General features: G+C 44.4%; 12 protein-coding genes. 6 read left to right on the top strand and 6 right to left on the bottom strand.

Annotated features, from left to right (window positions below; all coding sequences use genetic code 11):
* Positions 1–61: 61 nt before the first annotated feature.
* The gene (locus G496_RS19285) at positions 62–469 is read right to left on the bottom strand and encodes a Fur family transcriptional regulator (RefSeq protein WP_034632896.1); all 408 of its coding nucleotides are present in this window, start codon (positions 467–469) and stop codon (positions 62–64) included.
* Between the two features lie 183 nt (positions 470–652).
* On the opposite strand from G496_RS19285, the gene G496_RS19280 reads away from it, so the two are divergent.
* The 5 genes from G496_RS19280 (at position 653) to acs (ending at position 6,689) form a co-directional block, all read left to right on the top strand.
* Positions 653–3,361 (top strand): ABC transporter substrate binding protein, encoded by a 2,709-nt coding sequence (locus G496_RS19280; RefSeq protein ID WP_051294944.1) that lies wholly within the window; start codon positions 653–655, stop codon positions 3,359–3,361.
* Positions 3,362–3,369: 8 nt separating this feature from the next.
* Positions 3,370–3,732, top strand: coding sequence for a response regulator (locus G496_RS0109100; RefSeq protein ID WP_027179013.1), 363 nt, complete (start codon positions 3,370–3,372; stop codon positions 3,730–3,732).
* Between the two features lie 83 nt (positions 3,733–3,815).
* Positions 3,816–4,682, top strand: coding sequence for a LytR/AlgR family response regulator transcription factor (locus G496_RS0109095; RefSeq protein ID WP_027179012.1), 867 nt, complete (start codon positions 3,816–3,818; stop codon positions 4,680–4,682).
* 2 nt (positions 4,683–4,684) lie between these two features.
* On the top strand, positions 4,685–4,834 hold the full coding sequence (locus G496_RS21115; protein WP_156900624.1) for a hypothetical protein: 150 nt from the start codon (positions 4,685–4,687) through the stop codon (positions 4,832–4,834).
* Positions 4,821–6,689, top strand: a complete 1,869-nt coding sequence (gene acs, locus G496_RS19275) for an acetate--CoA ligase (protein ID WP_034632893.1) — start codon at positions 4,821–4,823, stop codon at positions 6,687–6,689. The genes G496_RS21115 and acs overlap by 14 nt, the downstream gene beginning before the upstream one ends.
* A 41-nt stretch (positions 6,690–6,730) precedes the next feature.
* On the opposite strand, the gene G496_RS0109080 is transcribed toward acs, so the two are convergent.
* The 4 genes from G496_RS0109080 to G496_RS19270 form a co-directional block, all read right to left on the bottom strand.
* On the bottom strand, positions 6,731–8,140 hold the full coding sequence (locus G496_RS0109080) for a sigma-54-dependent transcriptional regulator (RefSeq protein WP_027179011.1): 1,410 nt from the start codon (positions 8,138–8,140) through the stop codon (positions 6,731–6,733).
* A complete protein-coding gene (locus G496_RS0109075) occupies positions 8,133–9,533 on the bottom strand; it encodes an HD domain-containing phosphohydrolase (RefSeq protein ID WP_051294943.1) in 1,401 nt (466 codons plus the stop codon). The genes G496_RS0109080 and G496_RS0109075 overlap by 8 nt, the downstream gene beginning before the upstream one ends.
* 108 nt (positions 9,534–9,641) lie before the next feature.
* A complete protein-coding gene (locus G496_RS0109070) occupies positions 9,642–11,837 on the bottom strand; it encodes a sensor histidine kinase (RefSeq protein WP_027179009.1) in 2,196 nt (731 codons plus the stop codon).
* 12 nt (positions 11,838–11,849) lie between these two features.
* Positions 11,850–12,446, bottom strand: coding sequence for a DUF4390 domain-containing protein (locus tag G496_RS19270; protein WP_051294942.1), 597 nt, complete (start codon positions 12,444–12,446; stop codon positions 11,850–11,852).
* Positions 12,447–12,702: 256 nt separating this feature from the next.
* Between G496_RS19270 and G496_RS0109060 the strand changes: the two genes are divergently transcribed.
* On the top strand, positions 12,703–16,536 hold the full coding sequence (locus tag G496_RS0109060) for a DUF748 domain-containing protein (RefSeq protein ID WP_027179008.1): 3,834 nt from the start codon (positions 12,703–12,705) through the stop codon (positions 16,534–16,536).
* A gap of 70 nt (positions 16,537–16,606) precedes the next feature.
* On the opposite strand, the gene G496_RS0109055 is transcribed toward G496_RS0109060, so the two are convergent.
* On the bottom strand, positions 16,607–17,305 hold the full coding sequence (locus G496_RS0109055; protein WP_027179007.1) for a carbonic anhydrase: 699 nt from the start codon (positions 17,303–17,305) through the stop codon (positions 16,607–16,609).
* Between the last annotated feature and the right edge of the window lie 75 nt (positions 17,306–17,380).

Here is a 17,380-nt window from a genome sequence, read left to right as displayed (position 1 = left end):
TGATGTCAGCACCTGGAGAATGATTTTCTAACTATATAATCGCCTATAGCTTGCGAGTGACTTAATGAACCGTCTGCTTGTCCTGCATAAGGTTGATGCAGTCCGGGCAAAGTCCGAGATATTCGATGTTGCATCCGGTTATTGAGAAACCTCTGGATTTTTCTTCGTCGACCGGTTCAGTTTTAACTTCAATATCCAGATCCTCGACTTTTCCACAATTTGTACACCTCAAATGCGGGTGTATTTTAGAATTTCCATCGAATCTGTTCTTACCGCCTGTCTCGATTTTAAGGATAACTCCATGCGATGCAAGAAGCTCCAGATTGCGGTAAACAGTTCCAAGGCTGATGTTAGGCATACGTTTTCTGACCATCTCATACAGCTCGTCCGCTGTAGGGTGGGAGGTCACTCCTCTGAGCTCTTCAAGAATAAGCTCACGCTGTTTTGATCTTCTCTGTCCTATTTTCATAATTAACCTCTCTTGAAATCAGTTAATAGTAATAATTCCTTTTAATGTCAACGGGTGCTAGGAAAAAAACTAAAAGATAAATAAAAATCTTTATCAATTGTGTTGCTGCGTATTATATCTGTATATAACAGATGAATTTAAACCGGTTTGAAATGGATTCACCTATATCTATTTGGGGAAAGAATGGGTTCAATCAAAAAAGAAAGTTTTATTTTCAAGAATAAAATATATTTTACCGGGCTAATATCTCTGGTTGTAGCAATATTAATTTCATCCATATTGCTCCCTGAGTCGGCTTCGGCCGCTAAAAAGCAGTATGAAATATTGCTGATCAATTCATACCACTCGTCTCTCAAGTGGAGCGCCAGTATTAATAAAAGTATAAAGTCAGAGATGGATAAGCTGGATTTTCCGGTAATCATCCATGATGAATTCATGGATACCAAGTATAAGAACAGCCCGGAGTATCTAAATCTACTGGAAGAATTATATGCGACCAAATATTCGGAAAACAAACCCGATGTAATCATAGTTTCAGATAACAACGCCCTGGAATTTCTTATTGCCAGAAGGGCAAAACTTTTTCCGGGCATTCCGGTTGTTTTTCTAGGCATCAATGCTTTCAAGAAGGAAATGCTGCACGGGGAAAAGGATATAACCGGTGTAGTTGAAGCCATAAGCATAAGGTCAACTATAGAAGCGGCTTTAAGACTTTATCCTTATGCAAACAGGGTCGTTGCTTATGCTTCGGATATGCCTACGGCAAGGCACAACAGCCGCATCTTTTTAGAGAAGCAGGATGTTTTTACGGGTAGAGCACGTTTGGAATTAAAAACCGGTATGAATGTTGAGCAGGTTGTGGATGATATTTCAAGTCTTCCACATGATTCGGTTGTGCTGATATTGTCCTTTTTAAAAGGGGATAAAGGGATTCTGCTGCCGCTTGAAAAGACAATTGAAATTGTAAGCTCTGAAAGTGAACTGCCTGTTTTCAGTTTCTGGGATTTTCTGCTGGGACACGGGATTGTCGGCGGGGAGCTTGTAAGCGGTGCGGATCAGGGAAAAATTGCCGGTGAAATGGCGGCCCGAATTCTTGGCGGTGAAAAAGCTTCGGATATTCCGATAAATTATGAAAGTCCCAATAAATATATGTTTGATTTCAAACAGCTGAATAAGATTGGCTTCAATCCGGCCGGGCTTCCCCTAAACAGCATAATTGTTAATCAGAAAAAGACATTTTATTCCCAGCACAAGGCTAAAGTCTGGTTTGCCGTAGGACTTTTTATTTTTATGGGGCTGGTTATTCTGGTCCTGTGGCGTTCGGCCATAGCCAGAAAAAGGATAGAGCAGGCCTTAAGGCGCAGTAAGGATATGTATGACCTTGTTACCATGGGGACCAATGACGGAATCTGGGATTGGGACAGAAAATCCGGTGAAGTATTTTTTTCCAGCCGCTGGAAGGAAATATTAGGATTCAGTGATGAGGAAATTCCAAATAATATAGAGGAATGGAAAAGCAGAATTCACCCGGATGATTATGATCGTGTGATCAGGGTGAATGATTTATTTTTTACCCACAAGACTGACAGAATCATGGTTGAATACAGAATGAAGGCGAAAGACGGCAGTTGGAAATGGGTAATGGGGCGTGGAAGCTGTTTGAGGGATGAGCAGGGGAAACCCTATCGTATTGCCGGAGCGCATACTGACATAACCGAGCGTAAAAAAGCCGAAGAGGAGTTGCGCCGCCTGCGTAACTATCTTGAAAATATTATAAATTCCATGCCTTCCATCCTTGTGGGTGTAGACAGCAACGGAGTTGTAAACCAGTGGAATTTTAAAGCTGAAGAAATGACGGGGATTTCTTCCAAAGAAGCCTGCCGCATGAATCTTGTGGAAGCTTTTCCCGGTATTGCCGATGATTATGCAAGGATAATGGCTTCCATTGAGAAAGGGACGACCCTTGTTGATCCTCCAAGGGTCCTGAATTTAAAGGATGAATCCAGATATCGTGAGATAACCGTTTTTCCCATTGATTGTGATAACGGCAGAGGGGCTGTTATCCGCATAGATGATGTTACTCAGAGAGTCCGGCTTGAGCAGATGATGGTCCAGACCGAAAAAATGATGTCTCTCGGCGGGCTGGCAGCTGGAATGGCCCATGAAATAAATAATCCTCTTGCGGGTATTCTCGGTAATCTGCATAACCTCAGACGGCGTCTCTACTCAGATTTAAGGCTTAATGATGTTGCAGCATCAGAGATAGGCGTATCTCTCGAGGATATGCGGAGATATCTTGATAAAAGGGATATCCCGAATCTTCTGGACGGGATAGCTGATTCAGCTGGACGGGCGGCCACGATTGTTCGCAATATGCTTAGTTTCAGCCGTATATCAGAACGCCTTTTTGAATATTACAACATTGAGCAGCTGCTGGAAGAGACTCTTGAGCTTGCTTCCAGTGATTATGATCTTGAACGCAGGTATGATTTTAAGAAAATAAAAATTGTAAAAGAGTATGCCAGCGGGGTTCCTGCTGTTTATTGCGATGGCACAGAGATAAGGCAGGTCTTTTTAAACCTGATTAAAAATGCCGCCGAGGCAACTGCCGAAAAGCATTACATTAAGGAAGAACCCTGTATTATTTTACGAACCGAGATCGATTCGGATATGGTTCTGGTAAAGATAGAAGATAACGGACCGGGACTTGGCGACGAGGAGCAGAAAAGGGTTTTTGAACCGTTTTATACCAGTAAGCCTGTGGGGTCCGGGACAGGTCTTGGTTTGTCAGTTTCTTATTTTATAATAACGGATCAGCATAAAGGGAGAATGCAGGTTGAATCTGTGAAAGGTGAATGGACAAGGTTCACAATAAGTCTGCCTGCCGGTTAGGTGAGAGTATGCATAGTATAATGGTGCTGGATGATGATGTTCAAGTCCGGGAGGGGCTTGTTTATTTTTTTGAGGATGAGGGTTTTTCCATGGTTGAAGCCGGAAGCGGTGAAGAAGCTCTGGAAAAACTCAAGGAATGTTCGGTTGATCTCGTTATCGTTGATCTCAGACTGCCCGGTATGAATGGTACAGCTTTTATCGGCAAGGCACATGAAAAATGGCCTGAGGTAAAGTTTATCATGTACACAGGGTCGCTTGAATTCAATATTCCTGACGAACTTTTGTCTCTGGGCTGTGTTTCATCCCGACTTTTTCATAAACCGCTTGTCGAACCGGAACTGATGATTGAAGAAATTTCTCGTACTATGTGAACATAATTAATAAATACAAAAGCTGATCTTGCTTCATGCCGGTAATAGGGTTAATTATTTATCCCATCAATAAGTGATATTTTATGCCAAGTCTGAAAACACTGATTCTTCACCCGGACGCGGAGGTCCGCACAGAACTGCGCAGGCAACTGGAGCGGCTTGATGAAGTGCGTGTGCTGGGGGAAGCCGTCAGTGCGGAAGAAGGGCTTGATCTGCATAAGGCTGTCGGCTACGGAATCATTTTTCTGGGCTTGGATTTTCCGGGCAAAATGAGCGGAACAGAGCTTGCCAAAACTCTCGGCGGCATGCGCAACAAGCCGGGTCTTGTTTTTCTGGCTGAAGATGAAAGTCTGGCTTATCAAGCCTTTGAGCTGGGAGCTGTTGATTATCTTATCTGGCCTGTGGATAGAAAAAGGCTGCTTAAAACAGCACAACGCATATCACATTTCAAGAGCCATTATCGTGAAGTTCCTGAGCCTGAGGACTGGAAAGATTCCGGCTCCGGGGTGGAAACAGGTGAGGAAACCCTACAGCTTTCTCTGGAAGAAGATGAACAGGACCGTTTTTTATCAGCTTTAAAAAGTGCCTGGGATTTTTCAAGAACGAGGCAGCCGGAAATCGAAAAGCTTCCAGTGAATCAGGATGGTAAAATGATTCTGATTCCTTATACCCAGATTATCTTTGTGGAAGCATACGAAGATTATTCTTATGTTCACACTGCCAACCAGAAGTTTATAACCTCGCACAGGCTTAAAAATCTTGAAGAGAGATTAACCCCGTTCCGTTTTTTTCGTGTTCACAGAAAATATCTGGTCAATCTTGAAATGGTCACTGAGATTGCTTCGCTTCCGGGAAGTAATTTTATGTTGCGTACAGCCGGGCGTACACGCATTGAACTGCCTATCGGCAGAAGACGTATAGCTAAACTGAAACAGATTCTGGGGATGTAGATATGCCGTTTATCGAAACAGTTTTGCCGTTTGCCGAAATTGAAATGCGTGAATTTTCGAATTTTTTTAGTGCTGGACGTTGTGGAGTTGTCGACCCGGTAACTGGATTCAACAGGATAAATTTAATTGGAGGCCGGCATGGAGCATCCTGATACTCTTGATAATCTTCTGCATGAGGAAAGGGTTTTCAGACCTTTGCCGCAGATGATCATTGAAGCCGGTATCAACCCTCATGACCTGAATGCAGCAAAAGAGTTCGCCGCTTCAAATCCTGAAGGATACTGGGAGGAGGCCGCTGATGAACTGGGCTGGTTCAAGAAATGGGACAAGGTGCTTGATGAGACCGATGCTCCGTTTTACCGCTGGTACACAGGGGCCAGATGCAACATTGTCTACAATGCTTTGGACAGGCACATTGAAACTGTAAACAAGAACAGGCTGGCACTGATATGGGAAGGTGAACCCGGAGATCAGAAGCAGTTTACATACTATGATCTTTACCGGGCGGTTAACCGCTTTTCCAATGCTCTGCGTTCTCTTGGGGTCGGTAAAGGGGACCATGTTGTCCTTTATATGCCCCAGCTCCCGGAGACAGTGGTTTCTATGCTGGCCTGTGCCAGAATCGGTGCGGTACATTCACTTGTTTTTTCCGGTTTCTCGGCCCGACTGTTGCGCGAACGGATAAAAGAAATTCAGCCGAAAGTTGTGATTACCGCAGACGGTTTTTACCGCAACGGTCAGGTCGTTCGTTTGAAAGAGGAAGTCGACAGAGCCCTGATAGATAATCCTGCTGACAGTCTTGAATCCGTGGTGGTTGTACACAGGGCAAATGTTGAAGTGGTCATGGATTCATCCCGTGATTACTGGTACGCCGATCTGGTACGCCATGAAAAAACACAGGCCGCGGCTGAAATTATGGATGCCAACGATCCTCTGTTTCTGCTTTATACTTCCGGTACAACCGGTAAGTCCAAAGGTATTGTCCATAATCACGGCGGTTATATGGTCGGGGTTCATAGAACCTTCAATATGGTTTTTGATCTCAAGCCGACCGACATCTTCTGGTGCTCAGCTGATCCGGGATGGATAACCGGGCATAGCTACATGGTTTACGGGCCGTTGCTGGCGGGAACAACAACGGTAATGTATGAAGGCCATGCCCTGTATCCTCAGGCTGACCGGCTATGGCACATTATTTCAAAATATGGTGTCACTATTTTTTATACTTCTCCGACGCAGATAAGAACATTGATGCGTTTCGGTCCCAAGTATCCGAACCAGCACGACCTTTCTTCTCTGCGCATACTTGGAGCTGTAGGAGAGCCTTTTAACCCTGAGGCCTGGATATGGCTGCATAAAAATATAGGTCGTGGACAGTGTCCGGTTCTTGATACCTGGTGGCAGACTGAAGCCGGTATGATCATGATAAGTCCTACACCTGTTTCGGTTTTAAAGCCCGGCTCTGTGACCAAACCGCTGCCGGGTATAGAAGCGGATGTTGTGGACAGCTGCGGAGAACCTGTTCCGGCCGGAAAGGGTGGCCTGCTTGTTATTCGCAGACCGTGGCCGGGAATGATGTCCTCAGTTTACAAGGATAATGAGCTGATCAGAAAACACTATTGGGGACGTATTCCGGGTATGTTTTACGCCGGTGATGTCGCCCGTAAGGATGAGGATGGATATTTCTGGATTCAGGGGCGTGCCGATGATGTCTTGAACATTTCAGGCCACCGGATAGGAACTGCTGAACTTGAAAGCGCCCTTACAGGACATCCTGATGTTGCCGAAGCTGTGGTTATAGGCGTGCCGGATAAAATTAAAGGGCAGGTCGCCAAGGCGTTTGTAACGCTCAATCATGGAGTGAGCCCTTCCGATGATCTAAGCCGTGCGCTCAAAGAGCATATCCAGCGTGAACTTGGCCCTGTTGTTATTGTTAAAAGCATAGAATTCAAGGATGAGCTGCCGAAAACTTCAAGCGGAAAGATAGAAAGAAGCTCACTCTGCTGAGCAGAATCTTCACTAATGAATTTAAATAAAATAAATTCAGACTAATCTATCTGAATACCGTAGGTTTTTAGCTTACGGTAAAGGGAACTCCTTTCCAGACCGACTGCTTCTGCCAGTTTTGAGACGCTTCCATCAAATTCTTTTAATTTTGCTTCAAGAAAACGTGCCTCAAATTCTGTTCTGGCCTGTTTGAAATCTATCTCTCCCTCCGGCAGAAATAGTGTTGAAGAGCTGTCGTCCTTATCTTCCGCAACTGCTGGAGTCTGTAATATTTCAGGCGGAAGTTTGTCCGGTCCGACGACCTTCCCCCCGTACATAATGAGCATTCTTTCCACGAAATTTTTTAGCTCGCGTACATTTCCCGGCCATTGATAATTCTGCATTATTTTTATGGTTTCAGGCGAGAATTCAAGCTGTTTGAATCCATGACGGCGTACAAGGCGTTCAATAAATTCATTGATCAGTAAAGGAATATCACCGGCACGTTCACGCAGCGGCGGAACTTCCAGCGGAAAGACCTTGAGTCTGTAATACAGGTCTTCACGGAAAGAGCCTTCACTTATTTCCTGCAAAAGGTTTTTATTGGTCGCGGCAATAACCCGGACATCAACGTTGACGGTTTTTCTTCCGCCGACCCTTTCAAAGCGCTGCTCCTGAAGTATTCTAAGTATTTTAGCCTGTGTTTTCAGGCTCATATCACCTATTTCATCAAGAAACAGAGTACCCCTGTCGGCAAGTTCAAATTTACCGATCTGTGCTTTTTCCGCACCGGTGAAGGAGCCTTTTTCGTGGCCGAACAGTTCCGATTCGATCAGTTCTTCAGGTATGGCCGCACAGTTGACTGCAACAAGCGGTTTATCATTACGCTTGCTGAAAGCATGGATGGAGCGGGCGACAATTTCTTTTCCCGTTCCATTTTCACCGGTAATCAGAACCCATGCGTCGGTCGGCGCAACCTGTTTAATTGTTTCCCGCATTGATGAAATAGATTCCGATACACCAGTCAGTCTTGCGGGCTGCTCAGTCTCTATTCTGGTTTTCAGGGCTTCGTTTTCAGTTTGCAGGCGTGAAAATTCGAGAGCTTTGTTGGCGGTAATGACAACTTTTTCCAGAGAAAGCGGTTTTTCAATAAAATCAAAAGCACCTTTTTTTATGGCTGAAACAGCGGTTTCAATATTGCCGTGTCCTGAGATCATGACAACAGGGAGCCATTCCCATTCTTTCTTTATATATTCAAGAACGTTCAGGCCATCCATTCCCGGCAGCCAGATATCGAGAAAAACAAGGTCCGGCTGGTCTTCCTCCAGACTTTCAATAGCTTTCTCCCCGGTTTCAGCTTCCGTAACATAAAATTCTTCGTCTTCAAGAATACCTTTGAGAGAATATCTGATGCCGTCTTCATCATCGACAATCAGAATTTTGCCGGATCTTTTTTTACTGCTGTTACTCAATTGTGAACCCGTCTTCTTCAAATAGTTTTATGCAGACATCAACAATTTCTGCATCATAAATAGTTCCGCGTCCTCTTATGATCTCACCGAGAGCTTTATCCAGCCCGAGTGCGGCCCTGTACGGGCGGTGGGAACTCATAGCCTCCACCACATCCGCAACTGAAATTATTCTGGCTTCAGGCAGAATTTCTGCTGCTGAAAGTCCCTTGGGATATCCGCTTCCATCAAGTCTTTCATGATGCTGGAGGACAATGTCGGCAACCGGCCATGGAAAGGGTATGCCTTTTAAAATATCATACCCGACCTCAGGGTGGGTTTTAACCAGAGACAGTTCTATGCCGGTCAGGCGTGTCGGTTTGGAAAGTATTTCCGCAGGAATATAAATTTTTCCAACATCATGCAGAACCCCGGCAACGCTTATCCCCTGAATGGTCTTTTCCGGCAGATTCATCCGTTTTGCTATGGCACAGGCTATTTTTGCAACCCGCTGCTGATGGCCGGAGGTATAGGGGTCCCTTTTCTCAGACATCAGTGATAGCGAGGTCACCGTCTCATCAAAAGCCAGACGCAGCTGGTCGAGGCTTTTCTGCAAAGCGGCCTCTCCCTGAATAATGGCTGACATATCATGCAGGACTATTACAGTACCTTTTTTCTTATTCTTATCGTTGATCGAGGCGATGTTCAAGGATACCGGAATATTGTCGCCTTTTATTGAAACAAGTTGCAGTCTGTTGAAAATAGTACTTTCGGTTCCCTGCTGTTCAAAAAGTTGTAGGACATCAACCGGGTTGCCTTCATTATCTGCAAATTTGATGGAAGAAGAAAATTCTTCACCACAAAGATCGGTTATCTCAAATTGGAAAAGCTGTTCAGCCGCTTTGTTCACCGAGCGGATTCTTCCATCTTTGCCGAGTGTTATGATGGTGTCACCGATACTGTTAAAGGCTGTTTTAAGCCAGCGGCGGTTTTCATTTAGAGTTGATTCCGCGTGATGTTTGTAAAGTGCCATTTCAATGGCAAGGTTCAGCTCCCGGTCTTCAAACGGTTTTATTATATATCCGAATGGTTCGGTGACCTTTGCCCGTTCAAGGGTCTTTTCATCAGCGTATGCGGTAAGATATATAATCGGAATATCTGCTTTTTTCAGAATTTCAGTGGCAGCATCTATTCCGTCCATTTCTCCATCAAGCATTATGTCCATCAGGACAAGGTCCGGCTCCAGTTCAAGAGTCCGCTCAACCGCCAGCTCTCCAGTTTTGACAATATCAAGAACCGTATACCCGAGAACGCTGAGCCGTCCTTTAATATCAAGGGATACTATTGCCTCGTCTTCAACAATAAGAATGTTGTTTCTTTTGTTTTCTTCTGATTTAAAAATATTTGAGGCGATCATTTCAAACGGCCCTCTGTTTTTTCATTTGTCCTGTCGAGATTCATTCTGACTGGCAAAACAGCAATGTAGCATTCTTCCCTTGGATATTCATACCTTAAATTCAAATGACTATACAGGAAGTTCGACCACAAAAACAGTTCCTCCGGTATCAGCCGGTTTGACACGAACAAAGCCTCGGTGATCGGTAACAATTGATTTTACTATTGTCAGGCCGAGTCCCGTGCCGCTTTTTTTGCTCGAAAAATAAGGTTCAAACATTCTTGAACGCTCATCAGGTGTAAGGCCCGGACCATTGTCTTTAATCTCCATCCTGAGCCATCCAAGGGTCTGATCGTGCATGGCTGAAATTACAACCTCGGGATTTTCCTGATCACCGAAAGCTTCGGAGGCGTTTGTAAGCAGGTTGATCAGAACTCTGCGCAGAGCTTCCCTGTCAAACTCAAAAACAGGAATTTCATTTTCAAATACCAGTTTCCAGCTGATGTTGCTATGGCTGTTTCTGTAAAGACTGACAACTTCTTCCAGAAGCGGCTGAAGTTTGTCCGGTTTAGGCTGTACTTCCGGGAGCTTGGCGTAGGCTGAAAATTCCTGAACCATTTCCTGCATGTGTTCCACCTGCAGGATTATAAGGTCAGTACTCTCCCGGAAAACCTGATCCTCAATATCAGATCCGAATTTTCTTTGCAGTCGCTGGGCAGAGAGCTTTATAGGAGTCAGCGGATTTTTTATTTCGTGGGCTATGCGCCTTGCAACTTCACGCCATGCGGCAACACGCTGCATTTTTTCAAGCTCGGTAATATCTTCAAAAACGGCAACAAGACCGCCGCCGGCTCTTTTTCCTGATTTCAGGGCTACAACGTTTACCAGAAATTTATGATGGCGACCCTCTATCATCAGTGAAATCTGCCGTTGCCACTGTGAATATGGACTTGTCTCCATGTGTGTGCGGGCATCGGAAATAAGTTCGGTCAGGTCACCGTCAGGAAGCAGGCTCTGCGGATTTTTACCGTGGACAAAGCGGGCATCAATCCCGAGCATTTCTTCCACAGCTTTATTCACAGTGCTTATGCGTCCCGATTCATCAAGGGAGATTACCCCTGCGGTGATATTGTTCATAACCGCTTCCATATACCGGCCTCTGCGTTCCAGTTCCTGATTCTGCTGGGCCAGCCTGTCATTTGCGGTTTTGAGGCTTTTCTGGCTTTCTTCAAGATCTTCAGCCATACGGTTGAATGACTGAACCATGAATCCCAGTTCGTCGTCGGATCTGTCCTCCAGCCGGACACTGAGGTCACCTCTTGCAATACGCTGTGACCCGGCCGCAAGGGCCTGAATCGGGGCGGAAAGTTCTTTTGAAAGTCTGAATCCGAACCAGATGGACCCCAGAATAATGAGCAGGGTTGTAACTCCAAGAGTGAGATACAGGGTCATTTTCAGCGGATATTTAAGTGTCTTTAACTGCTTGTATTCATCAAGCCCCTGCACAACCCGGTCAAGCTTGTAAAGCAGCCCCTGACCGATGTTCTCACCTAAAATAAGAAAACCTGTTTTGGCTTCATCAACAGGCAGGATGCCTATGATCATATCGTTTCCGGGTACCGGATGAATCGTGGACCAGTAGCGGGGATTAGTTTTTAAATCTTTCCAGTCTATTTTAGCTTTGATGTCCGGCCAGGCCTGCTGCCATGCATCATCGGAATGCCAGTTCAGCTGGTTTCCGTCTGGTTTGATGACTCCCAGCAGCCCCAGATCATATTCCATGAGTTTGTTCTCAAGGAATAAATTCATACTTTTGCCGCCCCATGCATAGCGGCTTTCGACAATAGCTTTCAGAATATTGTTGCCTTTGCGCTCAAGGCCTTCCTGAGCGGAGGCGTAGAAGGCTCTTCCCAATTCAAGGGACTGGACCATTGATTCTTCTATCTGGTTTTTAAACCAGTAATCCACTGATATCTGAACAAATTGCATTGCCATCAGGAACATGAGTAGTGTCGGTATCAGTGAAAGTGACATGAAAGAAAGGACCATTCTGGTTCTGAGTTTTGATCCCAGAACCTTGCGTCTTCTTTCAAGAAGTAGTTTTACCCCGTTTCTGCCGACAACAAAGAGTACAACCAGAAGCAGAATAAAATTAAGGTTGAACAGTCCTAAAAAAAGGTAAGAGTTCACCCCAAGGTATTTGAGCTGCACAAAGCTCAGAGCCCCGAAAACGATAAGACAGATAACAGCTATGAGGTATTCACGCTGTCTTTTCTTTCTTTCCCGTGTGTCCGGTACGCTTATCCTGATGTTTTTATCGGTCATGGGTTTTCCGCTTTAATATACAAAATCAAGCTGATACGTGGCTGTGGGGACTACATTCCATGACCAGAAAAAAAGTGTGTACTTAAGCCATGCCGGAACTTCGTCCTGATCAAGTTTTACTTTTAGAATCAACTGGTAGTGTACTCCGCGTTCGAGCAGATTCCATGGACCGAGATCAAGAACAATAGTGTCCCATCCCCGTTTCAGGATATTTTCCAAATTTTTTCCTCTGATGGGATTTGGAACTCCGGGCTGCTCAAGAACAAATTCACTGGAAAGGGAGTCATAGAACAGGCGGTCAACATAATGCGCTTTGCCGACTTTACTGTCAGGCCATAAGCGTTTGTGCTTATAAAGAACGGCATCACATTCCAGTTTTAGATTGATCCCGTTTTCGAGTGCATCGATAACTTTCTGGCGGCTGGTAAGGTTTATTCCGAACCGCGCGCTTATGGTTCCGGCCTGATTGTCCATAACCATGTTCTTCAGAGCTATGGCATCTGCAAAGGCTCTGTGCGGAAGAAAGGCAAGCAGGAAGAACATACAGGCAGAAAGAAACAAAGCCGCTCCAGTTCCTGCCGGTATTTTATTTTCCAGAATGGAATCCATTTTATATTCTCCCCTTTCCCGTCCGTATCTTTGATCTTTATATTCTTATGAAAAGGCAACTTAACAGTACGGAATCAAATATTCAACAGTTCCCGCCGGAACCTGTCTTTCGTGTCACTCCTGCCGTATTCAGACAGTTTATCATGATTAAGGCGTCTTATAATATCTTAAGAATGACTGTAGTCTCTGTTATTTCCTTAAAAGATGATGTAAATAAGCAGATAACAGATTTGACGCATCAGCATTGGAGGAAAAAGTGTTCAAGGAATATCGGGAAAAATGGAGCAGCCTTACATCTTCGGTCAAGTGGGCCTATGGAATCGGAGTGTTTCTTGTTTTGTATACACTCATCGGTTTCTTTTTAATCCCTTTTATCGGCCAGAAAGTTCTTCTGGCTCAGCTTCCCAAAGTTCTTAAGAGAGATGTAGCCATAGAAAATGTGAGTTTCAATCCCTATACTTTGAATCTGGAGATTGAAGGTTTCAAGGTTGCCAAAAAGAAAGGAGACGGCAATCTGGTTTCATTTAAGAAACTGGGTTTGAATCTCGATTCTTTTTCCATTTTCAGACTTGCTCTTGTCATTACCAATGTAAGTTTTAACGAACTTAGTGTCGATGTGTCTGTTTTTAAAGGTGGGACCAGTGTGTCTGACCTTGTGCCCGAAGCTCAGGAAAAGTCCGCAGAAGAGGAGGAAGACTCCGGATCACTCTTCCCTGTTGTTGTGGATAATTTTACCATGACCAACAGTACGATAAAGGTTTTTGACCAGACTAAAAACAAACATCATTTAATTTCAGACATAAATATAAACGTACCTTTTACGTCCACACTGGACCGGAATGTTAAAGATTTTGTTCAGCCCAGTCTTTCCGCAGTTATAAACGGAACTCCGTTTAACATGAAGGGTAAAACCCTGCCCTTTGATTCTTCACTTCGGACAAGATTTGATTTTGTAATACAGAAAGCCGAATTGAAAGATTATCGCAATTACCTTCCTCTTCCAAAAGAAGTTCAGATTGCAAATGGAACATTGAGCAGTACCCTCTCACTTGTTTTTGACCGTGGCGGGGAAGATGCTCCTAAAGTACGCCTTGCAGGTGATGCCGAGGTTGATAATTTCAGTCTTGTCCATTCTGATGAAGGTAAGCTCATCGCCTTTAAGAATTTTAAGATTAAATTTGATGACTTGCGAATCATGCAGAAAATAGCTCATATCAATTCTGTAATGATTATGAACCCATATATTAACATGGGGCTCAAAAAAGATGGAAGTCTCGAGTTGCTGGACTATCTCCTGCCACAGAGTATGCCTGCGGAAAAAGCTGTCTCCTCTGATTTCAAGAGCAACTCAACTGTAGCTGTTGAAAATGATTCCAACTCAACTTCCAACTCAACTTCCAATTCAACTTCCAACTTAACAGGGCCGGCTGAAAATAATGCCACCTTACCGGAAGAGACTGCTCAGAAAAAAGATGAAGTTAAAACTTCAGATGAATCAGGTGACACTCCTTTTCTGGCCACAGTGGATCGCTTCGATCTCATAGGTGGCATTGTTGATTTAAAGGACAACGCTTTCGGAAAGGGATTTGAAAAAAAGGTTGGTCCTATCAATGTCTCCGGTCAGAATATAACTACCGCCAAAGGAAAGTACGGTAGATTTTCCGTTGATATAGGAAAAAAGGATGGAGAATATATTTCCACCTCAGGAAATTTGTCACTCATCCCGCTTGATGTGAACGGCTCTGTGGCTGTTTCGAATATGACTGTTCCTGAATATCATACTTATTACGAAGACTTTTTACCTCTTGCTATGACTTCAGGCTCTCTTAGCGTTAAGTCCGGATTCAGATTTACTCCTGAAGCTGATGGAATGAATGCGACCACAGAAATATCCGGGCTTTCTGTGGGACTTGAAAAGTTAAAGCTTGAAGTTCCGGGAAAAGAATCTCCAGTTGTAGGCGTAGATTCTTTCGGCATTTCAAATGGAACTATAGATGTTCTGAAAAAATCAGTTTCCATAGACGCTGTTAATCTTGATGGCGGACTGATACGCATAGGCCGGAGCAGCAAGGGGATTGATCTTGTAAATCTTATAGATGAACTCCAGAAATCAGAGAAATCTCCAACCGGACAAGCTGCGGCTAAGCCCGCTGCTGACGAAGTGGAAAGTGAGCCGTGGAAAGTTGGAGTCAAGAAGATTGGTGTTGCTAAAACAGAATTTGAGCTGATTGATACTGCGGCTTCCAAGAAGACTGTTATTGATCTTGAAAATATCAATGTGCGCGCAGATGATTTCAGTCTTGACGGTGCAAAGGATATGCTTCTCGACATCAGCGGACAGGTCAACAAGCGCGGTTCGTTTGCTGTTAACGGACATGCCAGAATGAAACCGTTGTCTGCCGGGGGAACCGTCAGCCTCAAGAAAATAAGGCTGCGTGATTTTAATGGCTATCTTCCAAAAAAAATGCAGATGAATATTGCCCGCGGCCATCTTGATGTTGCCGGGCAATGGGATTTTAAGGGCGGAGACAAAGCTGCGGCTGGCTATAAAGGAAAAGCTCAGCTGAAAGATCTTGTTATCAGGGATAGTTCCAATGACAAGGCCGCTTTCACTCTTGACGAGCTGGCTGTGCGGGATATTGATTTTAAATCTGAGCCTCTCGGTTCCACTGTCGGCCTTGTTGACGTTGTAAAACCGGTCGTAAATGTTGTGCGCGAGCAGGACGGGACAATCAACTTTTCACGGATGATAACCGGTAAAAGAGCCGCTCCTGTCAATGCAACTGCAATTGAAGAGCAGGCCGAGCAGATTAATGTGGTTCCGGTCAACGATGCCACCGTAAAGGCTGAAATTCCGGTCGAGACCAATGCCAGTGTCACCAATGCTACAGCAGAAGGGGCTTCGGAAGTTTCTTTTATGCTGGAGAAGGTCAGGTTGCGTGACGGTTCACTTGTTTTCAATGATCTGACCGTCAAACCTTCATTCAATATGGATATTTCCAAGATGAAGGCTGACATTACAAAACTGGGACTGCCCTATGGAAACAGGACCGGAATTGTTTTCAACGCCACAGTTGATGACCAGTCTCCACTGATTCTTACAGGAGAGCTGCTGCCTTCAGGAAAGAATTTAAAATCAGGTATGAAGTTGAATCTCAGCAATCTGGATATGACTCAGCTTTCACCTTATACACTCAAGTACATAGCTTATCCTGTAAGCACCGGAATGCTGAATGCCAACGTGGATTTAGCTCTGGACGGTTCAGAAATCGCTGTGGGAAATCTGCTTGATATTTTTCAATTTGATGTAGGTGATAAAGTCCCTAATCCTGATGCAGCCAATGTCCCTATAGGGCTTGGTCTGGCTCTGTTAAAAGACAGTGATGGTAATATTCAGCTTGATATACCTGTTGAAGGCAACCTTTCCGATCCGCAGTTCCGGCTTGGAGCCGTTATCGGGAGGGCTATCGTTAATTTGCTGATAAAAGCCGTAACATCACCTTTTGCCCTGATAGGCAGTCTTTTTGGCGGTGGTGAAAATATGAATGTTCTGGCTTTCGATCCCGGAACAGATAAATTGAATGAATCGGCCCTCAAAAAGATAGAGACAATTGCAAAAGCAATGACGGAGCGACCCGGATTGAACCTTGAGATAAGCGGATTCAGTGCGGCCCAGCAGGATAAACCGGCTCTCAAGGAACTTACTTTTAAGCGCAAAATAGCAATGGTTAAATTTCTGGATATTGAAGGCGATGAGGGTGCTCCCAAATCTGTTGATGAGGTGAAGATATCACAGGAAGAATACCCGGAATATCTTGAAGATGTTTATAAAGATGAACCTTTTGAAAAGCCTACCAACATTATAGGCATGGTAAAAACTTTACCGGTGCCTGATATGGAGAAGGCGGTTCGGGATCATATTCAGATAACTCCTTCGGATCTTTCCCGGTTAGCAAGGAAGCGGGCTGAAATTGTGCGTGACATGCTGATCAATGAGAAAGGAATTAAAGCTGAAAGAATTTTCCTTAAGGATTCCGGTCAGGTTAAAGCACAGAGTGCCGGCCCAAGAGTTGAACTGGGGCTTAAATAGAATTCTAAATTAAACCGGGGCATGGAATGATTAATCATTACATGCCCCGGATATTAAAATTTAATAAAAGTTAAGGCCCGAGCCATTTCACGACTCCACTGTCAATATCATAAACAGCACCAAGCACTTTGATTTCACCTGCTCTGAATTTGTCCAGAACAGTGGGACATTGACCCAGAATATCCCTCATAACCTGCCTGATATTTGTTTCCGCAACTTTTCTTACCAGTTCTTTTTCCTTTGCTCCGGGATATATTTTTCTGGTCATATTTATAGCGGGAATGATCTTTCCCTCAAGCTGGGCCAGATGGCCTTTCAGCTTTTCTCCGTTGATGGCTGCTTGGATTATTGAGCTTTCAGTATTGCCCAGTACTATCAGTAATGGTGTTTTAAGATTAAGTATTGAGTATTCAATTGAGGCCAGAGAATCTGTTCCTGCCACGTTTCCTAAATTGCGGACAACGTAAAGGTCCCCTATGCCTCTGTCGAAGATAATTGCCGGTATTATTCTGGAATCTGAACCTGTTATTATTGTCGCAAAAGGTTTTTCGCCCTGAATAGAGGTCAATTTGCGCTGATGCATGGTCTGGTTTGGATATACGCTGCTGCTTTTTATAAAACGCTGGTTTCCCTCATGCAAAAGAGCCAGGGCCTGTTCCGGTGAGTATTCAGGCTGGCTCAGGAGCGGAGACTGTTTAGTCTGAGCATATGCAGCGCATGTTGTGAGCACTATCAATGCGAGAGTAAAAAGGAGAACTGTTTTTTTCACGGTATTTCCTGACAGGTTATATTTATACTCTGCTGATAATAACTGTCTTAAAGCTGTTTTTGCAAGTGTGCTGAA

Source organism: Maridesulfovibrio bastinii DSM 16055 (assembly GCF_000429985.1).
GTDB lineage: Bacteria > Desulfobacterota > Desulfovibrionia > Desulfovibrionales > Desulfovibrionaceae > Maridesulfovibrio > Maridesulfovibrio bastinii.
This window is presented reverse-complemented; position numbering and strand designations above follow the sequence as displayed.